The following is a 21,107-nucleotide window of genomic DNA, read 5'->3' on the forward strand; positions in this document are numbered from 1 at the left end:
TTGATTCATCACTTTATTACCACGCAGTAGAAACAAGTAAATATCCACGACCCCAAATAGTTTTAATCTTTTCTGGATTTTGTGGGTCATCATTAAATTTTTTGCGTAGTGCAGAAATAAGTACATCAACACTTCTATCAAGTCCGTCGTATTCTCTACCTTTGGTTGCTTTAAATACAGCATCACGAGAGACCACTTGGCCCGCATTGCTTGCAAGATAATGAAGCAGTAAATACTCAGCGCTTGATATATTTATGTCTTGCTCGTTAAGTTTTACATTACGAGACTCGGTATCAATACTAAGCGTACCTACTTGAATAACACTTTCGTTAACGTGTGGGGTATTTGGCTCATTGTTTTGGCGAAGGGCTGCTTTTATACGCGCTAGCAATGCACGAGGACGCACAGGTTTCATTATGTAGTCGCTTGCACCTACTTCTAAACCAATGACTTCATCCATTTCTTCATCGCGTGCGGTGAGCATTATAATAGGCGAATTATAAAAGCTACGAAGCTCTCTACACACGCTGATACCATCTTGCCCCGGGAGCATAATATCAAGGAGCACAATATTTGGATTTAACGTTTTTACCTGGCTAACAACTTCGTCACCTCGATGGCAAACATGCGTTGTATAGCCTTGCTCTGTTAAATATTCAGCAACCCATTGAGCAAGTGATACATCGTCTTCAACAAGTAAAATAGTGCCGTAGTTATCCATAAAATATCCTTAATGCGATTGGTATTAAAATAGTCGCCAGCGGCGCTTTTTTTGCCTGTTTTGATATACCCATTGAAGCTTTACTTCGGTAATACTAATTATTTTAGAGGTATTGCTGTCAAATAGTTCAAACGAAATGCTTTGCTGTGAGTCAAAAGCATAATTAAAAGTACCACTTTGTTGTTTAAGCCAACATTGCATTATGTACTTTGAGGTGGCGTCACGTAGGCAGTAATTACCAATAGTAGGTTGCTCCCACGTTAGCGTAACGTCAGCATAGCAATTTCGCCCTTCGCGCAATGCAACGCAGGTGTCGGGTAGTGCGATGAGTGCCTCAGGAGGCTCCTGCGCTTTAACAGTAAAGGTACTGGGGAAGATCAGTAATACACAGATCCATCTAAAATACATAACGTAGGCCTACCTTGGCTTTATGTTGATATCCCTGGGAAATAATTGGGCTGTCGTCAATTTCTTTTGAAAACCATGTGGTAAGCCAACCGGATAAAAACACCCAATCTTGGCTTATTGGGTACTCAGCATGGAACTCAAAAATAATACTAGTACTGGCATTGCTGCTATAAACCGGGCGAAGGCTGGTGGCTTCATCGCTATCAATGCCAAAGTAATAATTGGTAAAGTCAGCAGAGTAGGCGCTTAAACCAACACCAGATCTAAACTCCCAGTTTCGCCATGGCAAAATATGACTAAAAAAGCTGTTTATAACCCAGCCATTGTGCGCGCCAGATACATCATGAAGGTATTCAAAAGAGAACTGTGAGTTTTCAAATCGGCGAGAGAGCCTAAGGCCAACGTCAAAGTCGTAATTACGTTTTTTTATACCTTGGAGTTCTTTTATAACACCATGGTTATAAAATCCTAGGCCTTTCTCGTCAAATCCAGCTTGAGTATTTGTGCCTAATATATCTAAGCCCCAATCAAATTTATCTATAAGGCTGTAACCTATTACAAGGCCGCCACTGAGTTGATTGTGATCAAAATCAAGGTAAAATTTATCGTAGGAAACAGCAAGACTTAAGTCGAGCTCAACGCCTTTATCGTAAGATTCGATACCGACTAGGTAAGAATCTTCAATATAAAAGCCCGCCCCAGCACTCCAATCCCATGCAAAGCCTTGGGTTGGCTCTAACGTATTGTCTGCATAATAGCGGTTACTTGCCATACTCGATGTGCTAAAAATACAGCAAAAAAGCAGTGTTATGCTCAGTAATGTATGGTTAAGCAAAGCGTTTCTCATCCCTAAGGGCCTAATTATTATTTGTTATTAAGCGTAGTATATTGTTAATTCGTTCCTTTAATCTGTAAAAAAATGTAGTAAGTGTAAGCGCAAGCTGGCTAAAACCTACTGAACTTTAATTTTATCGATTAATATACTGCTTAGGTAAAACTGCATCATAGGTGTTAATGCGCTTACTTCTGTTCTGTTACATGGACCGCTAAGCTTAGTAAGGCTAGATAGTTTTGACAATGTTTTGTACTGAGGAATTTGAATATCTTTGCCAAGTCTTTCAATACGAGCTTCATCAGTGTTTTGCTGATGAACAAAAGCAACCACTTCAAGCTCATTTGTTATTTTTTGCTCCTCAGTAAAACTGTAGATTAGTGGTTCGCGATGAAAACTTGCACTGTCGATAGATGATTTAGCAAACCAAACAACATCACCCGACGCTTTGTGTGTAAGACGCATACTAACTTGTGCAAATATTGCAGCGCACTGCTGGGTTGGATATTGCTGTGCAATATTTGAATATAAGGTAAAAGGGTTCTCTGGTTGTTTTATTGCGTACTTGGTATCGTCTGTGAAATTTAAGTCAAGTTGTTGAATAGTAAGTGTATAGTCACTGTTATTTTTAGTTGTTACTTTTAGCTGTTTGTCGTTAAGTGCTTGGCTAATTTGCGATAGAAGTTTATCGGTTACGCTTGCCTTATCGGTAATAATTTTTACAGTTTGGTTTCTAACTACTTTGTGTGCAGGGAGTTGAACCGATTTAACTTTTGGAGATGAGTGCTCTGTGGTGTACTCAAGTTGATAGGTCTGACTTTTTAATGTTGGCTTTAATGGCATGGCCAGTGGTTCGGCCGGTTGCTTTGTAATAGCACAACCAGTTGATAATAAAATAAAAAGTGACACAACTAAAAAACGCATAAGTACTAAACACTCGCTTAAAACCAAATAATCGTCGTATTGTACGTTAGTACAAACAAAACTTCATGATATTATCTGCGCAGATGTAGTTAAAAAGATAAAATTTATAAAAAATGAAGTATCTCAACTCTTTATTGTATTGCCTATCTGCTTTGTGTTTGTTGCTTAGCTCTGTGAGTTTTGCAGCAAAAGCAGATCCTGATTGGGATGCATTTGTAAAAAAGTACGGCCGTTACGCACAAAAAAAATTAAAAAGTAAAGGTATACCCGGTGCAGCGCTTTCGATTGTAAATACAAGCAATTCTGATTACATCCACACTATGGGTGTTACTAAAACACGCAATGGGCAAAAAGTTAATAAGCATACGCGGTTTAGACTCGCATCTGTTTCTAAAACATTTGCAGGTTCGCTATCAGCTAAATTAGCCAGTGATGGCTTACTTGAATTAGATAAAGCAGTTAGCGAATATATAACTGATTTTAAAGGGACTGTTTATCAAGATGATTTAAAGGTGTTTCATCTTTTAAGCCATTCAAGCGGGTTAGTGCCTAATGCATACGATAATTTAATTGAGTCTCGTATGGATTACCCCGGAATTGTCGAAAAGTTACTTAGCGTTAAACCTATTTGCAAACCAGGTGAGTGCTATGGCTATCAAAACGTAATGTTTAGCCTTATAGGTGATGTAATATTGCAAAGCACCGATAAAAGTTACGGACAGTGGTTACGAGAAGCTATTTTTGAGCCTTTAAAAATGAGTGATGCCAGTTTAGGCTTTGAATCAATGACGAATGACAAAAATTACGCGCTACCGCACGTGCGCGGTAAAAAACGTTGGTATAGCGCTAAGCTTAAAAAAAATTACTATAAAGTGAGCCCAGCAGCCGGTGTAAATGCGAGCGCAAGTGATATGGCTATTTGGTTAAAAGCGCAGTTAGGGCAATATCCTGATGTTTTGTCATTAGATACATTGGCAAAACAAACACGCCCATACACTCACACAAAAAAAGAAATGTATCGCAGGGTGTGGAAAAAACACCTTAATGAAGCCTATTACGGTTTAGGTTGGCGTGTTTATAACTATGCCGATGAAACGCTTTATTATCATAGTGGTTGGGTTCAGGGGTATAGAAGTGATGTGGTTGTATTTCCTCACTTGAATATTGGTTTTAGCTTAATAGTTAATGCTGAAACCGGCGTAATCAATGAGCTAACGACTGAATTTATCGACAGGCTATTAGAATACAAACGAGGTAAAAAAATATGAAAAATAAAATAATATTAGCAATCACTTATTTAGTCATGTCATTTAATTGTAGTTTGGCATTTGCAGCACCTGATGAGATATATTTATTTCGTCATAGCGAAAAGTTAACGGGTAAAAACCCTGAGCTATCAGAGGAAGGGAAGGCACGTGCAAATAATTTAGTTACGTTGTTTAAATCGCATCAAAATATACATCTTTTCAGCAGCAACTATAACCGTACTCTACAAACAGCTGCCCCTTTGCAGGAACATTTTAATACAAATATAAATATTTATGATGCAGGTGAGCTAAATAATTTAAAAAATGAGTTACTAAAACTACAGGGCGTAGTTGTTGTTATTGGGCACAGTAATACAACACCAGAACTGGCCGAACTACTCTCGAATGAAAAAATGCCTGCTATGAGTGAAACACAATTTACCAAGTTCTTTATATTGAATAAAAAGCCGAGTAGTAATGGCAGTGACTATGATGTAACCCATCATAAAATGAGTTTTTAATTTAAAAGCGTTAAATAATAAAAAACCAGCATTAAGCTGGTTTTTCAATTTACACGTACTAAACCCTTTGAAAAGGATTAATTAGTTACGCGGTAAATGTATTTTTTTCTCAACGCTTTGACGATAAAGCACAATAGTGTGACCTATCGTTTGTAGCTTAGTCGCACCAGTTTCACGTACGATTGCTTCAAAAATAAGTGCTTTTGTTTCACGATCGTCAGTTGGAACTTTAACTTTGATTAATTCGTGAATTTCTAATGCACTTTGAATTTCGACTACTACGCCCTCGGTTAAACCGTTAGAACCTAGTAAAACTACAGGCTTAAGGCTATGTGCCTGACCTTTTAAAAACTGCTTTTGTTTGTTTGATAATGTCATGTTTATACAAATTTTGCTGAATATGGCTTGAATTAAGGGTATTCTAACGCCATCTAGAGAATATTACTAATTAGTTGCGTGTTAATTTATGACAAATAAAAAACAGTCAGCCAGTTCACAGCGATGGCTGAAAGAACATTTTGATGATAAATATGTTCAAGAAGCGCAAAAAAAAGGCTGGCGTTCCCGAGCGGTTTTTAAATTAGATGAAGTACAAAACAGAGATAAAATACTTCGCCCTGGCATGACCGTTGTTGATTTAGGAGCGGCTCCAGGAAGTTGGTCTCAATACTTGGCTGAAAAAGTAGGCGATAAAGGTCAAGTAATTGCGTGTGATATATTACCAATGGATTCACTTGCGGGCGTTGACTTTTTACAAGGCGACTTTCGTGAAGAAGCTGTGTTAAATGCGTTGTTAAAACGTATTGATGGTAAAAATGTTGATGTGGTACTCTCTGACATGGCACCAAATATGAGTGGCAATAACTCAGTAGATCAAGCAGGTAGCATGTATTTGGTAGAACTTGCGCTAGATATGTGTGCTCAAGTACTAAAGAAAAATGGCGCATTTATTGTTAAAGTTTTCCAAGGAGAAGGCTTTGATCAATACTTGCAAGATGTACGTAATAGTTTTAAAGCAGTGAAAATACGCAAACCTGATGCCTCACGTGCCCGTTCTCGGGAAGTATATATAGTAGCGACTGGATACAAACTGTAGTACAGTTGCTTGGCGTTTAGTTGAATTTAAATTAATTGGATACAAGAGGTTAACCCCTTGAGCGATATGGCGAAAAATTTAATACTATGGCTGGTGATTGCAGTTGTGCTGATGTCAGTCTTTCAGAGCTTTAATGGCGGCGAGCAAGTTGATCGTCAAACAAGTTACACTCAATTTGTGAAAGATGTCCGCAGTGGCTCTTTGCAAGAAGTTATTATCGACCGTGGTACAGGAAATATTACTGGTACTAAGAGCAGTGGTGAGCGTTTTCAAACAACGATGCCAATGTACGATGAAGACTTAATTAATGATTTACTTAAAAATGATGTAAATGTGAAGGGTGTACAACCTGAAGAACAATCATTCTTGGCAAGTATATTTATTTCTTGGTTCCCGATGATACTGCTTATAGGTGTGTGGATATTCTTCATGCGTCAAATGCAAGGCGGCGGCGGTAAAGGCGCTATGTCATTTGGTAAGAGTAAAGCTCGCTTAATGAGTGAAGACCAAATTAAAACAACGTTTGCCGATGTGGCAGGTTGTGATGAAGCGAAAGAAGACGTTACCGAATTGGTCGACTTTTTACGTGACCCATCGAAATTTCAAAAGCTTGGCGGAAGTATTCCTAAAGGCGTATTAATGGTTGGCCCTCCAGGTACCGGTAAAACGTTACTTGCAAAGGCGGTTGCTGGTGAAGCAAAAGTACCATTTTTTACAATTTCAGGTTCAGATTTTGTTGAAATGTTTGTGGGTGTTGGTGCGTCACGTGTACGTGACATGTTTGAGCAAGCTAAAAAAGCGGCGCCTTGTATTATCTTTATAGATGAGATTGACGCTGTTGGTCGTAAACGTGGTGCTGGTATGGGCGGCGGTAACGATGAGCGTGAGCAAACACTTAACCAAATGCTAGTAGAAATGGATGGCTTTGGTGGTAACGAAGGTATAATCGTTATTGCAGCAACTAACCGACCAGATGTATTAGACCCTGCGTTACTTCGTCCGGGTCGTTTTGACCGTCAAGTAGAAGTAGGTTTGCCTGATATTCGTGGTCGTGAACAAATACTTAAAGTACACATGCGTAAAGTGCCATTAGGCGATAACGTAGAAGCGGCTCTTATAGCACGTGGTACTCCAGGTTTCTCGGGTGCTGATTTAGCAAACTTAGTAAACGAAGCTGCACTTTATGCTGCACGTGGTAATAAACGTGTTGTTAGTATGGCTGAATTTGACGCTGCTAAAGATAAAATCATGATGGGCGCAGAGCGCAAGACCATGGTGATGAGCGAGCAAGAAAAAGCAATGACTGCGTACCATGAAGCAGGCCATGCAATTGTTGGTCGTATGGTGCCAGAACATGATCCAGTTTATAAAGTATCTATTATTCCACGTGGCCGTGCGCTAGGTGTAACAATGTACCTACCAGAACAAGATCGTGTTAGCCATTCAAAAGAGCTATTAGAGTCAATGATTTCTAGCCTTTATGGTGGTCGTATTGCTGAAGCACTTATTTACGGTGCTGATAAAGTAACAACAGGTGCAAGTAACGATATTGAACGAGCTACAGATATAGCGCGTAAAATGGTTACGCATTGGGGTTTAAGTGAAAAATTAGGTCCGTTACTTTACGCTGAAGATCAGAATGAAATGTACATGGGTGGCGGCGGTAGTCGTTCATCTAGCATGTCAGACGACACAGCTAAAATAATCGATGCAGAAGTACGTTTGTTTTCAGACCGTAACTATCAACGAGCAGAAGAAATATTAAAAGAAAATATTGATATTCTTCACTCAATGAAAGATGCGCTAATGAAATACGAAACTATTGATGCTAAGCAAATTGATGATTTAATGGCACGCCAACCAGTGCGTGAGCCACGTGATGCACATGACCGTCATGAAGCAAAACCGGTAAAAGCGGAAGAACCTCAAGAGCCAGTAGTTGATGAAAGTCAAAATACTGATGATTCATCGAAAAAAGATGAAACAAACCTTGATGACAAAGCTGAATAATCGTTAAAATAGTTAATGAAAGCCCCGAACTTCGGGGCTTTTTTGTATCAACTATTTAGAAATAATTATAAAGGTTGGCAATGACTAACACATTAAAGCTTCCGAGAGGGCGTACGCTTAATCTTGAAAAGCCCGTTATTATGGGAATATTAAATGTAACGCCGGATTCATTTTCTGATGGTGGGCAGTTTTTAGATCCTAAAATAGCGCTAAAGCGCGCAGTGCAATTATTAGATGACGGTGCGACAATTTTAGATATAGGCGGGGAGTCAACCCGTCCAGGCGCGCCAGATGTTAGTTTAGAGGATGAACTTGCTCGCGTGATCCCTGCAATTAAAGCGATACGTCAGCACAGTGACTGCGTTATATCAATTGATACCAGTAAAGCACAGGTAATGGAACAAGCAATACTCGCAGGAGCAGATATAGTCAATGATGTTAGAGCTTTACAAGAAATAGACGCCTTAAAAACGGTTGCGCAATATGAAGATGTAGCAATTTGTTTAATGCATATGCAAGGGCAGCCCCGGAGCATGCAATCGGCACCTCATTACGATAATTTGTTTGCAGATATAAATATGTTTTTTAGTGAACGCATTAAAGCGTGTGAAACAGCGGGGATTAAGTTTGATCGACTTATTCTAGACCCCGGTTTTGGATTTGGAAAAACGCTTAGCCATAATTATCAAATATTGGCTAAGTTTGATGATTTTAATAAATTAGGTTTGCCATTATTGGCCGGATTATCTCGTAAATCGATGATAGGTAATTTATTAAACAGAGATACAAATGAACGGTTAGCGGGCAGCTTAGCGGGTGCGTTAATCGCGGCGCAAAATGGCGCAAAAATTATTCGTGTACATGACGTAAAAGAAACCGCAGATGTACTTGGTGTATATCAAGCCTGCGAACAAGGAATTGCATAATGAAAGAAAGAAAATATTTTGGCACCGATGGCGTGCGTGGACTTGTAGGCGCAGCGCCTATTAACCCTGAGTTTGCAATGAAGTTAGGCTGGGCTGCTGGGCGAGTATTATCACAAAGTGGCACTAAAAAAGTAATTATTGGTAAAGATACACGGATTTCGGGCTACATGCTTGAAACCGCACTTGAGGCTGGTTTAATTGCCGCTGGTATTGATGTTGTATTATTGGGTCCTATGCCAACACCGGCCGTTGCTTATTTAGCGCAAACATTTCGTGCTGAGGCCGGTATTGTAATAAGTGCCTCACATAATCCGTATTACGATAACGGTATTAAGTTTTTCAATGGTCAAGGCTTAAAGCTTGATGACGCAGTAGAGCTTGAAATTGAAGCGATGCTTGATGAGCAAATGACATGTGTTGCCTCAGATAAATTAGGCAAAGCATCGCGTTTAGTCAGTGCGGATGGCCGCTATATAGAGTTTTGTAAAAGCCAGTTCCCACAAGGCCTATCTTTAGAAGGTCTTAAAATTGTTGTCGATTGCGCAAATGGCGCAACTTATCATATTGCACCTTCTGTTATGCGTGAACTTGGCGCAGAAGTAATAACACATGCGTGTGAGCCTAACGGCGTTAATATCAACCATGAATGTGGCGCTACTCACGTAGATACCCTTAAACGTAAAGTGCTTGAACTTAAAGCCGACGTAGGTATTGCATACGATGGTGATGGTGACCGCGTGATGATGGTTGATCATAATGGCCGTGTTTTTGATGGTGATGATCTGGTTTATATTATTGCTTGCCAAGCAGCCCAAGATGATAATTTGGGTGGTGGTGTAGTTGGTACTGTTATGTCTAATATGGGCCTTGAAAACGCTTTAAAAGCAAAAGGTATCGAGTTTGCTCGCAGTAAAGTGGGTGATCGCTATGTTATGGAATTACTACAGCAAAAAGGCTGGAAAATTGGCGGTGAAAGCTCAGGCCATGTACTGAATCTAGACTTAATTAGCACGGGTGATGGCATTATTTCAAGCTTACAAGTACTTGCTGCTATGGTTGCACAAAATCGTACATTGCAAGACTTAGGCGCTGGTTTTACCAAGTATCCAATGAAAATGATAAACGTGCGTTATACAGCTGGAACTGACCCGACAAAAGCACCAGAAGTGCTTTCAGCTGTTGCAGAAGTTGAACTTACTTTAGGCGATAAAGGCCGTGTTTTACTACGTAAGTCAGGCACTGAACCTGTGGTTCGTGTTATGGTTGAAGCTGAGCAAGAAAAGATTGTAATAGACAGCGCTCAAAAAATTGCAGCTGTTGTAGAATCTATGAGCAAACAAACTGATTAATAACAATAATCTCTTGTAACTTTGGGCGAGAAAAGTTAATATCTCGCCCGCTTTCTAATGTGGAGTGGATAATGGCAATACGCAAGGCGATGGTCGCAGGCAACTGGAAAATGAATGGCTCTTTAGAGTTAGTTAAACAAATGTCTGATGCTATTAACGATGTAAAATCACAAGAGATGGACATTGTTTTATTTCCTCCATTCCCACTTGTACCAGAAATGGTAGCTAGCGGTGTTTCTACAGGAGCTCAAACTGTTTCTGAAAATACACCTGGCGCATTTACTGGTGAAGTCGATGCGCAGCTTATAAAAGATTTAGGTGCAACTTACGTACTCGTTGGTCATTCTGAGCGCCGCAGCATTTATAACGAAAGTAATGCAACAGTCGCTAAAAAGTTTGCTAGAGCACAGCAAGTTGGTTTAACACCCATTTTATGTGTAGGCGAGAGTGAAAGTGAGCAAGAAACCGGTCAAACCGAACAAGTAGTTGCTGCACAAATTGATGCAGTAATAGAGAAATTAGGTGTAGCAGCACTAAAAGATTCTGTGGTAGCATACGAGCCCGTTTGGGCCATAGGCACAGGTAAGACTGCATCGCCAGAACAGGCACAAACTGTTCATAAATTTATCCGTGACAAAATTGCATCACTTGATAGCAATTTAGCACAAGGGCTTACCATCTTATATGGTGGTAGCGTTAATGAAAAAAATAGCGAATTATTATTTGCACAAACAGATATAGATGGCGGCTTAATTGGCGGCGCAAGTCTAAAAGCAGAATCTTTTACTGCAATCTGTAACAGTGCAAAAGGGACTGTATAAGATGTACGAAATTTTATTAGTAGTTTATTTAGTTGTGGCTTTGGCTCTAGTTGGAATGGTTTTAATTCAACAAGGTAAAGGCGCAGATATGGGGTCTTCATTTGGCGCTGGTGCATCAGGCACAGTTTTTGGTTCGTCAGGTGCTGGTAACTTTATGACAAAAACAACCACAAGCTTAGCTACGGTATTTTTTGTATTAAGCATTGTGTTAGGAAACCTAACTGCTGGTCAAATTAAAAAGACTGACGAATGGGAAAACCTAGAAGCAGCTCCAGCAGTAGAAACTGTAGTTCCTGTTGAAGAAGATGTTCCAGTAACATCTACTAAAGAGCAAAGCTCTGACGTGCCGAACTAATTTAGCGTAAAGCTATCGTTAAACGATTTATATTCCTCAAATAAATCAATATGTTTAACATCTAAGCGAAAGCTTAAAAATGCGGATGTGGTGGAATTGGTAGACACGCCACCTTGAGGGGGTGGTGCTTTAGGGCATGGGGGTTCAAGTCCCCCCATCCGCACCAAATTGTGAAAACCAGTGACAGAGATGTTACTGGTTTTTTTGTGCTCGAAATATGTTGTGAGTGTTTTTTGAACATCATTTGCTTGTTGTGAAATAATTCTTCTATTTATTAGAAAAAACTAGAAATATTAAAAATTTAGCTCACACTTATAGGTATCAGGCCGATAATAGATATAGACAATAAAATAAGGTAATAAAGCATGGCTTCAGGCTTCTCTTTTCAAAACTTAAGCATCACTAAGAAAATACATGCTATTACATGTATTGCGGTAGTGGCTTTTGTAGTGATCGTATTGATAAATTATTTATCAATGAATGATAACAAGGTTTCACTTGATGAAATGGGCAGTTCATCATATAAAATAGTAAAAATAACGTCTGAGAACGTAGGGCTTCTAGAGAAGTTAGATGAGCTTTATACTCAAGCTGTTACGTTCGGTGAACAAGACATTATTATTAAAGCAGATGAGGTCTATAAAACGATAGAATCTAATATTACTTTAATGACGCAGCTTAATAATTCCTACATTAGCAGTGATATTATTAATGAGTTGTCAGATTATGAAAAAATATCCTCAAGTATTGCTACAGGTATGGTTAATGGAACTGCTGATTTTAGTAAAATTCAGCAACAAGCGCAGCTTAAAACAAATTTATATGGATCTGTTTTAGAAAGCTTTAAAGGTGCCCAACAAAAAGCTGATAATCGTTTTTTCGAACTGGTTGCCAACACCAAAGCGCGTTCTGATGAAGCATTAACTCTAATGTTAGTTGTATCCATTATCTCATTAATTTTATTATTGTTTATGGCTATATGGATTGCTAAAAATATAGGTTCATCTGCTAGTGATGCAGCTAATAACCTTAGCTTATTAGCAAGCGGCAATGGCTCTTTAAGTACGCAACTATCCGTTAATTCAGAAGATGAAATAGGCCAAGTTTCTATTAACTTCAACGCATTTATTTCTTTACTAAGAGAGACTGTTCTTGAAGTTATTGCCGTGTGTGAGCCTTTAATGGAAAATTCAACACGACTAGTTCAAGGTATGGAACAAGCTGAGCGTGCTACAACAAAGCAAACCACTGATGCTGAAATTGTTAAGCAATCTATGGAAGAAATGAAGCAGAGTGTAGGTGATATATCTCAATCTGCAGCTAGTGCTTCTCACGCAGCAGAAACCGCCGAAAAAGAAGTCGAGCAAAGCCGTACACAAGTTAAAATGTCAGTCACTGTTTCTCGCACGTTAAGCAACGAAATAAATCAAGCCGCTACAACTATAAATAAGCTTGCAGATGACACAAAAAATGTATCACAGATTTTAAACGTTATTACGTCTATCGCTGATCAAACTAATTTACTTGCTCTTAACGCTGCGATTGAAGCTGCTCGTGCCGGTGAGCATGGACGTGGCTTTGCCGTGGTTGCTGACGAAGTTCGTGAATTAGCGTCTCGTACGGCACATTCAACTAATGAGATCCGAGAATTACTTGGCGCATTAACTACCGCTGCAAATGAGTCTGTATCCGCTATGACTTCAGCTAGAGACATGGCAACAGATAATGCTACTGCCGCAGAGAAAACAGGTATTTCAATAGAGAAAATAGCTGAGCAGATGCTAGAAATAAATGGAATGAATTCGCAGATTGCAGCAGCAACTGAGGAGCAAACTTCTGTTGCTGCTATGGTTGTTGAAAACGTATCTAATATGCATGTATCGTTTGAGGATACGATGAGCTCTCTACTTGCTGTTCGTGATGTTGCCAAAAATTTACATTACCTCTCTGATAATTTACTCGATGCAACAGCTAAATTTAGAATAGAATAACTTCCCTTAATATAGAAAAGCGAACTCAATAATTAATGCCGTTTACTTTAGGTGAACGGCATGTTTTTTCAATAATAGTGTATCTATTTTAATACTTTTAAGCACCATGATAATTCCGACCTCGCTTATCCTCCAATTTAAACTGCGTAGTCTTTAGCTCGGTATCTAAAGTTACCACAGCACTGAAAAAGTACTATCAAGGATTAAATGGTTGCTCAGATTAATCATGCACACCATATGTACTTACGGATAACCGGCTTCATATGGTTTATTTTGACCGGCGAATAGTGTGCTGTTTCATTTTTGTAAGGTGCTAGTCATACGCGAGAAAGTCCACGCTATAAATACCTAAACTACATCATTTAGACGGTTCCGATCATGCCTAATGTTCGATTGGATTACCCTGCCTCTGTGGCTTTTGATATTAATTCCATGTGTTGCGTCATGACGTCTTTATTGACGATAGGGCTGAACAGCGCTTCTGCTTTACCATTACTTGGGAACACTGCACCAAATAAGTATCCATACTCAAACTGCTGTTGCTTTGTTGCGCGAGGCTTCGAGCCTGTTTCAGCCCATAAGCGTGTTGTTTGATTTTGTTGTCCAAACCGTGCTTCATCTTGAAATCAAACATCAATGCGCTCTAAAGGGAGATGCCCTGGGGTGTGAAGGATCGTTTCCACTTGGGACTTTTTTAAAAGCCTCTTGGCTTTCATTTGACTGCTTTGGGTGCTTAGAACGGCTTGTGACCCAGCTAAACCCACGCTTCTTGAGCAGTTTTTAAATATGAACGGTGTGATATCTAATGTTGAACTGGTCATAAATATACTGAGCAATATCTTTCCCCATTAGTCTGCCTCCTTCTGAAGAACTTGCTGAGTGTTTTACATAATCTGACAGTGTATTTAGTTGTTGTGAGGTTAATTTAGCAGGACGACCTTTAATCGGTTTGTTGTTCAAGCTAGCAACGCCATTGTTAAGGTCGCTTGAAACCGATTTATTGACACTGGCGCGCTGTATTTAGGCACTTAGCAATATTCGTTCTGTTTTCACCTTCAAAGAATAATGAAACAGCAAGCAGGCGTATGCGTTTTCTTGCATTAGGCTCTTTACGTGATAAAGCTAAAAGTTGCTTGGATTTTTCTAAGTTCAATTTAGTAAAAGTAGATAAGTATCAGTGTGCTAATTAGATCACATAATTTGGCAGGTTGGTATGACAATAAATTGGATTCTGTGAGGCGTTGATTGAAGTAAAGGGTTGTGCTTTGAAAGTTTCATAAATGGAATGTTTATATATTTAAATTATCCAATAAAGCTTCCTCGATCTGTATATTGTGTATATTTACTAAAAATTTGAAACCCTAAGACCAAGTATAATAGTATAAGTTCAATATTTGTTTTAAAAAAATATAAATGGATTATAATAAAAACAGAGAATCAAACAAAAGGATTGGTTTTATTTAGTTACAAGGTAACTTGCTAAATACAAACTAGCTAAATCAAGGGTCAAAATGAAATATATCTACATCTATATCTGTTTAACTTTAATATCATTATCTAACTTTGCTCAAGCATCAGATGACTTTAAAATATCTGGTTTTGCTACGATAAGTGCAGTAAAAACGAATAAACAAGACATCGAATTTATTCAAAACAATACGCTACCTAGCGGTGCTGATGATCATTGGAGTTTTGACAATGACACCGTGCTAGGCATACAGGGTCAATATCAAATATCAGATAAACTATCAGGTGTAGTGCAACTGCTATCACGTCGTAACTACAAGAATAATTACGAGCCATCATTAGATTGGGCTTATATTAGCTACAAATATAATCCAAATCTTCGTTTAAGAGCGGGACGGTTTGTATCACCTGTATTTTTAGGTTCAGACACGCGTAACGTTAATTACTCTAACGTTTGGGTAAGACCTGTTATAGATTTATACAGCCAAGCTACAATCAATAATATCGATGGTGTTGATGCTATATATAGTAACTTTATTGGTGACGGCGATGTGTCGTACCAAATACAAGCTTATGCTGGTAAATTTGATAAACTATATTTCCCTGGTAAAAGTTATATTAAATTTCATCACATGGCAGGTTTAGTTGGTACAGTACAGTATGATTCATGGACTTTCAGAGCTGGATACATGAATGCTCAACATTCAACTATTAGCGCGGAAGGTGATTACGTTCCAGGTGATATGAGAATGTTGGTTAGCACAGACTATCAATTAGGTCTTTCTATAGATCCTCAAAATGATAATTGTGCTGTTGGTGCTTGCTCAGACGTGGTTCCAAATGCAGATGATGTATTTAGTATTATTCAACGTAAGCGCAGACCATTTAACCTTACAAGCCTTGCTGTAGTATACGATAACGGCAGCTACTTTGGTCAATTTGAATGGGCACACAGAAAAGCAGACTCTGCTTTATCGAACGGTATAGCTGCTTATGGCATGGTTGGATATAGATTCGATTCACTTACGCCTTATGTTGGCTACTCATATGCTAAATCTTTAACTGAAAACTTTGAACTAGATGTTGATGCTGATTTAAAAGCTAGCCTTGATTCTCAGGTTGTTGGTTTAGGTAGCGAACCTTTAGATACATATGTTGTTAGAAACTCAAGTTCACGTTCAAACACAATTACAGCGGGTCTTCGTTGGGATTTTTACAAAAAAATGGCATTGAAAATGCAGTTCGATAGTTTTCGTCCTTTAAATAATGATGGCCTTGCGACTGGTGGCTCGGGTTTTTTAAACTTTACTAACGAAACACTTTCAGCTACTGGTAAAAACATTATTGTGTCAACTGTATCGTTAGATATTATTTTTTAAAGGAATAATCCATGAGAATCTTTAAATCAATTTTATTCTTATTAATATTATCGTCTATTATGACGACTACAAGCAACGCAGCATTGTCTGTTGTTGTAAATAAAAACAACACTACAGAGCTTTCTGAAGGACAAGTAAAAAATATTTTCATGGGTAAACTAGGACAGTTTAGTGATGGTTCAGAAGCTGTTCCAGTACTGTTTGAAGCCGGAAAAGGTGCTAGAACTGTATTTGATGATACTGTTTTACAGAGAAACACGTCTCAAGTTGATGCGGTATGGTCAAAACTTATTTTTACTGGACGAAGAACTCCTCCTTTACAAGCTAAAGATGTTGGTGAAGTTTTGAAAGAGATTAGCTCCAATCCAAAAGCTATCGGTTATTTAGAAACTGCTGATGTTACAGATAGCGTAAGAGTAATAGCTACTTTCTAATATTAAGTTAATTCAATATAGCAGAACTCTCGTAATACTAATTGCGGGAGTTTTTTTATGTGTAAAACAACGTGGGTTTAGATAGTGAGTAGCTTTCCCTGATTTCTCTTAATTTAAACTTGTGCAGCCCTTCCTAAATAAGAAAAAAGTTAATACACTAAGCGCTGCATTAAACTAATTAACGAGCACCTCTTGCTCAAGCAAAAATCCTTCTATAACTACCTTCTACCTTTATGATATATGTGCTCTGTTAATAATTTAAATTTCTAAGGCTAGATTGCCTACTATTATATTTGAGTCACTATTTAGTCAAAATAAATTTCATAACAAACTATCAATAGTGGGGAAAAGTTATCCTCCATCATTAGTAGAGGTAAATAATATCAATCTGCTTATATATGGGGTCTATTTAACGTTAAGAAAATTACGCTAGAACTAGGTGAAAGTTTTTGTATCTAGTTGTTATAAATGAAAATTTTTAACGACGTTATAGTGCAATTTAATTCGTTAAATTGTTCAAAGATTTATGCAGGTTGGTATAATTCCAATAAATAGCTGATCTATTTTACTTGCTAAAACAACCCATTTTTTGTTGTAAATTCCGTAAAAGGGAACAACCATTTACATCAATTTACGCCTAGAACTGAATTATTTTTTCGGCGTAAAATTTAGATCACATACTTAATGGAATTGGTATAAGTATTTAAGTCGCAATATTAAGCGAGAAATTTTGCAAGGTAAAAGAGCTAAATTACTTTTACCGCTTTTAGAGGGAAGTACTTGGACTCTATTGCTTATATAGGATGTTCAAAGCAGAGTAAATGAATTTTAAGTTAGTTAATTGAGCAGCTAAATATCTTTAACTGCTCACTTTTAAATAGATAGTGGTTTTATATTAGTTTTTAATGATTAAAAAGTAGCAATTACTTTTACTTTATCACTAACTTTCGAACTATCAATATAGCCAATAGCGTCGTTATTTGCAGCAACAAAATCAATAACAGCTTGGTCAGATGCAAGCTTTTCAGGAGGTGTCCCTTTGCCTGTGAATATCAGTTTTGACCAATATGCATTTAGTTGGCTACTCGACTTACCAACTACTTTGTCATTAAATTCATCAGCTACAGTTGTGTTGTCTTGATTTACAGGGTTAACTTTCTCGCCATTACTAAATGACTTACTTTTTCCTAAATAAATCTTCTTTATTGTGTCAGCATCTACTGAGCTAGCATTGCTTGGATTAATAATCACAGCAACTTCTGCAAATACATTAATTGAGCACAAAGAAAATGCACTAGCTAAAATTATTTTTTTCATATTTTGCTCCAATTAAAATACTAAGTCTACGCCAACGGCAATTACGTCAGTGTCTGTATTGGTTAAATTATTTGCATAGCGGCTTAAGTCAATTTTAAATGCTGCTGAAGGGTGAAAGTCATAACGCGTACCAATTGTATACGTATTGCTTTGCGATTTAAGTGTATCTAATACACTGTTGAGAGCACTATTTAGTGAAGGAATAGCTTGGATTTGATTGTAACGAGAGGTCTTATGCTCATCGTCGTTATCTTCGTAAGTGAAGTGTACGATTACATCGTCCATTCTATAGCCGACAGAAGCATAATACTGACTTTGTTTAGCTAGGAGGCTGTTCTCAACATCAAATTGAGTATACTCAGCATCAAATAATACGTTATTGTAGTCGATTGAAAAGCCAACACCAATAAATGTACCACGGTCCTCGTTAATATCAATATCATCTGCTTGAGCTGTTAAACCATTTTGACGCAGTACGCTTTCAAGTTGATTTATTTGAGCTCCTGCTAAATCCTCAGGATCATTTTGGCCAAGCGCTATTGATGTGTCAGCTACTAAGTACGCAGCTCGGGCACTAAACCAATCATATGATAGCGTCCAATTAATACCCGCTATATCATCTAATTCTGCTTTATCGTGATAAGTGACGGCTTCAATTTCACCATCAAAACCACCATAGATAACTTGTACAGTAGAATCCCAGTCACCTAGTTGTGAATTATAAAGTAAACTTAACCCTTCGTATGTAGAAAAAGGAATGCTGTATACAGACTCCGGTGGGCGTACCCAACGATATGCATAACCTACATCAATAAAGTCAGAATAACGATAAAAAGGAACCCGCATTTTACCAGCGCTTAATTGAAACTCATCATTAAATTCATAAGTTAAGTAAGCCCATTCAAATTCTGCATCAAAATCATTATTACCACGAGCTACAATTTGTGCTGTCGCACTTAATTTTTCTTGTAAGTCTGCAGATAACTGCAGTGCAAACACACTTTCATTTTTAAACGAAATGTCATCATCATAGCCATAACGGCCGCGATCGTCTTCTAGGCTTTTACCACCAACTATTGATGCAAAGCCATTAATTCTTACTTCAGCATTAGCATAACTCGTTGCCAAAGCCGCACATATTGCTACTGCTACAGATAGCTTTTTCATATGTATTTCCTATTTGTTGTTTATATGTTGATTTCATGGATATTATAGAGTCGATATCAATAATTATCTAATAAACTTAGCGTGTTAGTGAAAATAAATGAAAGCCATCAGAATAATGTTAATTTACATATTGTAAATATATTTATTGGTGTGTTTTTTGAAATTAAACGCGTGATAAATTCATATGAAAATAATGAAGGATATTTAAATGACTATGGTTGTGTATATTGCTTATTTAAATTTTGTTTACTTATTCGCAATTGGTTTGTAAACAGTAAGCGCTTTGTTGAAAAGCCCTACGGCTTAGCTTGAACAAAAGATAGAGAAACTTGCAGCTGTTTATTTAGCTCAATCGTTTATATTTAGCTTGGCACGTAAAGTTATAGCACCGAGTGTCATTACTCTTTTATAAACAAATATCAACAGTGTTATTTGTATATTTTGCTAATATTTAACTGTCTTAGCGAGTTACTCAACAAAAATAGGGCTAATAAATAAGCATATTTTGTTTTTATTATGTTGCTTTGCAATAAATGCATATAGTAACGATAAAGTAGGTTTAACTCTGTTGGGTTATATATTACCTGTGCTCTGCTAATACCATACGTGGGCCTTTTTCGATCGCAAGACAATTTTTGAATCGTTGAAATAGAGTGCATTACAGCCATATATTTGGCTTTTTGTTGAGGTATTATTTGATACTTCTAGCCCTGATGGATTTCCGCTCCTAGCACCTCATAAATCCGGCGGCTTATGATTGTCCTTGGTATTAAAAGGTTTCCTATAGGGCTGTGCTGAACTGCACCAATCAATCTCTATTATCTAGTAATATTACAAGGTTGTTTACTATGTACTTTTCTAAAACCCATTTATTCGTTAAAGCAACGGTCGCGTTATTGTAATTACTGCACTCTTTCAATTGCCTTGTCCACTACACCACTTACAAGGAATCTAAGTGTCATATTGATTTTTATAATAAGCAATATGACTATTTTGTAGTTATTTCAGATATTAATAAAGTGTGAAGGGGTAAATGTGATTTTTATTGGGAGTCTTATAAAACTAAAAGTGGAATGCTAGTGTTAACGCTCACTTGGTAGGCATCTACAAAGTACGGTCTAAAAAATTAAGTACGAATTGTACTAAGCACTTAATTAGATCTAATTCTGACTTGATACTTGCAGGAAAAAAGCAAAAAACAAAAAGTTAAAATAACTAGGTTTGAAGTAAGCCCACTTAGCTATTAATTTTATTTAAGTTTTTTTTACACCAAAGTAATGCTTGTTGCTTATTTTTTACAGCAATTTTTTGATAAACTTTGTGTAAATGTACACGAACAGTAGCTTCACTTATAAATAAAGTGTCTGCAATTGCACTTGAATGTAAGCCTGAAAATAATAAGTTTAATACTTTCGTTTCTTTGCATGTTAAGTTATTGGATTGCAGTGTGGTTTGCTGTTCACTCGCTAGCATTTGTCTCATCCAACCGTCAGTTACTGCACGTGGAAACCAAAGTTTTCCTTGCTCTATGGCTTCTAATCCTTGCTGAAATAGTACCTCATCAGTACCTTCATAAAACAACCCTTTTAAATTAGGCCATTCTTTTAATGCGAGTACATCTCCATCTTTGGGTACGTCAAAAATAACGAGTCCTTGATGGCCGTTTTTTAGCATAAATTGATTAATAAGTTCGTAATTAGTAATAACGTTTAAGGCCTGGTAATTAACAAGCAAGATGTTGGATTGTTCAGCAATACAAAGAAGTGAGGTGTAATTTAGATTGTTAAAGCACTGGGTGTGTTTGTTTTTTGTACTTTCAATGTTCATGATGTTCTATCCATAGACTACATTTTGGTACTATATTCTTGTTTTTAGTTGATATCAATAATAGTAAGGTGCGTTTTTGTTCTTTTAATAGGCCTGTAGATGATTATTATAAAGAGTGTAAATTTAAGTTTTTACTTTTTTGCTTGAATACAAAAGATTATTATTAAGAGGAGTCGCTTTTTATTAGGATAAATCTATTAAAAACTAAAAATCATTAAATTTACTTTTAATGTATTTAATTAAATTATCTGTACATTTATTCACAACTTTATCATATAATACCCATCCAGAGGAAAGATGCTATTGCGCATCTTT

General features: G+C 37.4%; 20 protein-coding genes and 1 tRNA gene. 12 read left to right on the forward strand and 9 right to left on the reverse strand.

Annotated elements, in window-relative coordinates:
• Nucleotides 1-16 precede the first annotated feature (16 nt).
• The 4 genes from PX700_RS08765 to PX700_RS08780 form a co-directional block, all read right to left on the reverse strand.
• A complete protein-coding gene (locus tag PX700_RS08765) occupies nucleotides 17-721 on the reverse strand; it encodes a response regulator (protein ID WP_479520505.1) in 705 nt (234 codons plus the stop codon).
• A 24-nt stretch (nucleotides 722-745) separates the two neighbouring features.
• The gene (locus PX700_RS08770; RefSeq protein ID WP_415638181.1) at nucleotides 746-1,129 is read right to left on the reverse strand and encodes a DUF3019 domain-containing protein; all 384 of its coding nucleotides are present in this window, start codon (nucleotides 1,127-1,129) and stop codon (nucleotides 746-748) included.
• Complete coding sequence (locus PX700_RS08775) at nucleotides 1,119-1,976, reverse strand: MipA/OmpV family protein (protein WP_024590955.1); 858 nt, start codon at nucleotides 1,974-1,976, stop codon at nucleotides 1,119-1,121. Before PX700_RS08775 ends, PX700_RS08770 begins: the two co-directional genes overlap by 11 nt.
• A gap of 105 nt (nucleotides 1,977-2,081) precedes the next feature.
• The gene (locus PX700_RS08780) at nucleotides 2,082-2,885 is read right to left on the reverse strand and encodes a hypothetical protein (RefSeq protein WP_415638182.1); all 804 of its coding nucleotides are present in this window, start codon (nucleotides 2,883-2,885) and stop codon (nucleotides 2,082-2,084) included.
• Between the two features lie 113 nt (nucleotides 2,886-2,998).
• Here PX700_RS08780 and PX700_RS08785 point away from each other — a divergent pair, with 113 nt between their 5' ends.
• Nucleotides 2,999-4,153, forward strand: a complete 1,155-nt coding sequence (locus PX700_RS08785) for a serine hydrolase domain-containing protein (protein WP_415638183.1) — start codon at nucleotides 2,999-3,001, stop codon at nucleotides 4,151-4,153.
• Nucleotides 4,150-4,653, forward strand: a complete 504-nt coding sequence (locus PX700_RS08790) for a SixA phosphatase family protein (RefSeq protein ID WP_479520506.1) — start codon at nucleotides 4,150-4,152, stop codon at nucleotides 4,651-4,653. The genes PX700_RS08785 and PX700_RS08790 overlap by 4 nt, the downstream gene beginning before the upstream one ends.
• Nucleotides 4,654-4,734: 81 nt before the next feature.
• On the opposite strand, the gene yhbY is transcribed toward PX700_RS08790, so the two are convergent.
• Entirely contained in the window at nucleotides 4,735-5,031 is a 297-nt protein-coding gene (gene yhbY / locus PX700_RS08795) for a ribosome assembly RNA-binding protein YhbY (protein WP_002963153.1), read from the reverse strand.
• An 88-nt stretch (nucleotides 5,032-5,119) separates the two neighbouring features.
• Between yhbY and rlmE the strand changes: the two genes are divergently transcribed.
• The 8 genes from rlmE to PX700_RS08835 all read left to right on the forward strand — a co-directional run bounded on the left by rlmE (nucleotide 5,120) and on the right by PX700_RS08835 (nucleotide 13,201).
• The gene (gene rlmE / locus PX700_RS08800) at nucleotides 5,120-5,749 is read left to right on the forward strand and encodes a 23S rRNA (uridine(2552)-2'-O)-methyltransferase RlmE (RefSeq protein WP_024594046.1); all 630 of its coding nucleotides are present in this window, start codon (nucleotides 5,120-5,122) and stop codon (nucleotides 5,747-5,749) included.
• 66 nt (nucleotides 5,750-5,815) lie between these two features.
• A complete protein-coding gene (ftsH, locus tag PX700_RS08805) occupies nucleotides 5,816-7,759 on the forward strand; it encodes an ATP-dependent zinc metalloprotease FtsH (RefSeq protein ID WP_033012255.1) in 1,944 nt (647 codons plus the stop codon).
• A gap of 80 nt (nucleotides 7,760-7,839) precedes the next feature.
• Nucleotides 7,840-8,685, forward strand: coding sequence for a dihydropteroate synthase (folP, locus tag PX700_RS08810; protein WP_479520507.1), 846 nt, complete (start codon nucleotides 7,840-7,842; stop codon nucleotides 8,683-8,685).
• Nucleotides 8,685-10,034, forward strand: a complete 1,350-nt coding sequence (glmM, locus tag PX700_RS08815; RefSeq protein WP_479520508.1) for a phosphoglucosamine mutase — start codon at nucleotides 8,685-8,687, stop codon at nucleotides 10,032-10,034. Before folP ends, glmM begins: the two co-directional genes overlap by 1 nt.
• Before the next feature lie 71 nt (nucleotides 10,035-10,105).
• Nucleotides 10,106-10,855, forward strand: a complete 750-nt coding sequence (tpiA, locus tag PX700_RS08820; RefSeq protein WP_479520509.1) for a triose-phosphate isomerase — start codon at nucleotides 10,106-10,108, stop codon at nucleotides 10,853-10,855.
• Nucleotide 10,856: 1 nt separating this feature from the next.
• The gene (gene secG / locus PX700_RS08825) at nucleotides 10,857-11,210 is read left to right on the forward strand and encodes a preprotein translocase subunit SecG (protein WP_002962769.1); all 354 of its coding nucleotides are present in this window, start codon (nucleotides 10,857-10,859) and stop codon (nucleotides 11,208-11,210) included.
• 81 nt (nucleotides 11,211-11,291) lie between these two features.
• A tRNA-Leu gene (locus tag PX700_RS08830) sits at nucleotides 11,292-11,376 on the forward strand.
• A 199-nt stretch (nucleotides 11,377-11,575) separates the two neighbouring features.
• Nucleotides 11,576-13,201 (forward strand): methyl-accepting chemotaxis protein, encoded by a 1,626-nt coding sequence (locus tag PX700_RS08835; RefSeq protein ID WP_415638188.1) that lies wholly within the window; start codon nucleotides 11,576-11,578, stop codon nucleotides 13,199-13,201.
• Between the two features lie 633 nt (nucleotides 13,202-13,834).
• Here the strand turns inward: PX700_RS08835 and PX700_RS08840 are convergent.
• The gene (locus PX700_RS08840) at nucleotides 13,835-13,978 is read right to left on the reverse strand and encodes a helix-turn-helix domain-containing protein (protein ID WP_415638199.1); all 144 of its coding nucleotides are present in this window, start codon (nucleotides 13,976-13,978) and stop codon (nucleotides 13,835-13,837) included.
• 734 nt (nucleotides 13,979-14,712) lie between these two features.
• On the opposite strand from PX700_RS08840, the gene PX700_RS08845 reads away from it, so the two are divergent.
• Both PX700_RS08845 and PX700_RS08850 read left to right on the forward strand, forming a co-directional pair.
• Nucleotides 14,713-16,047 (forward strand): hypothetical protein, encoded by a 1,335-nt coding sequence (locus tag PX700_RS08845; RefSeq protein WP_415638190.1) that lies wholly within the window; start codon nucleotides 14,713-14,715, stop codon nucleotides 16,045-16,047.
• Nucleotides 16,048-16,058: 11 nt separating this feature from the next.
• A complete protein-coding gene (locus tag PX700_RS08850) occupies nucleotides 16,059-16,481 on the forward strand; it encodes a type 2 periplasmic-binding domain-containing protein (protein ID WP_415638191.1) in 423 nt (140 codons plus the stop codon).
• A gap of 909 nt (nucleotides 16,482-17,390) precedes the next feature.
• Here the strand turns inward: PX700_RS08850 and PX700_RS08855 are convergent.
• The 3 genes from PX700_RS08855 to PX700_RS08865 all read right to left on the reverse strand — a co-directional run bounded on the left by PX700_RS08855 (nucleotide 17,391) and on the right by PX700_RS08865 (nucleotide 20,792).
• Entirely contained in the window at nucleotides 17,391-17,798 is a 408-nt protein-coding gene (locus PX700_RS08855; RefSeq protein ID WP_415638192.1) for a phosphate ABC transporter substrate-binding protein, read from the reverse strand.
• 12 nt (nucleotides 17,799-17,810) lie between these two features.
• Nucleotides 17,811-18,965, reverse strand: coding sequence for a porin (locus tag PX700_RS08860; RefSeq protein WP_415638193.1), 1,155 nt, complete (start codon nucleotides 18,963-18,965; stop codon nucleotides 17,811-17,813).
• Between the two features lie 1,236 nt (nucleotides 18,966-20,201).
• Nucleotides 20,202-20,792 (reverse strand): LuxR C-terminal-related transcriptional regulator, encoded by a 591-nt coding sequence (locus tag PX700_RS08865; protein ID WP_415638194.1) that lies wholly within the window; start codon nucleotides 20,790-20,792, stop codon nucleotides 20,202-20,204.
• Nucleotides 20,793-21,107: the final 315 nt, after the last annotated feature.

Source organism: Pseudoalteromonas sp. TP27 (genome assembly GCF_056470645.1).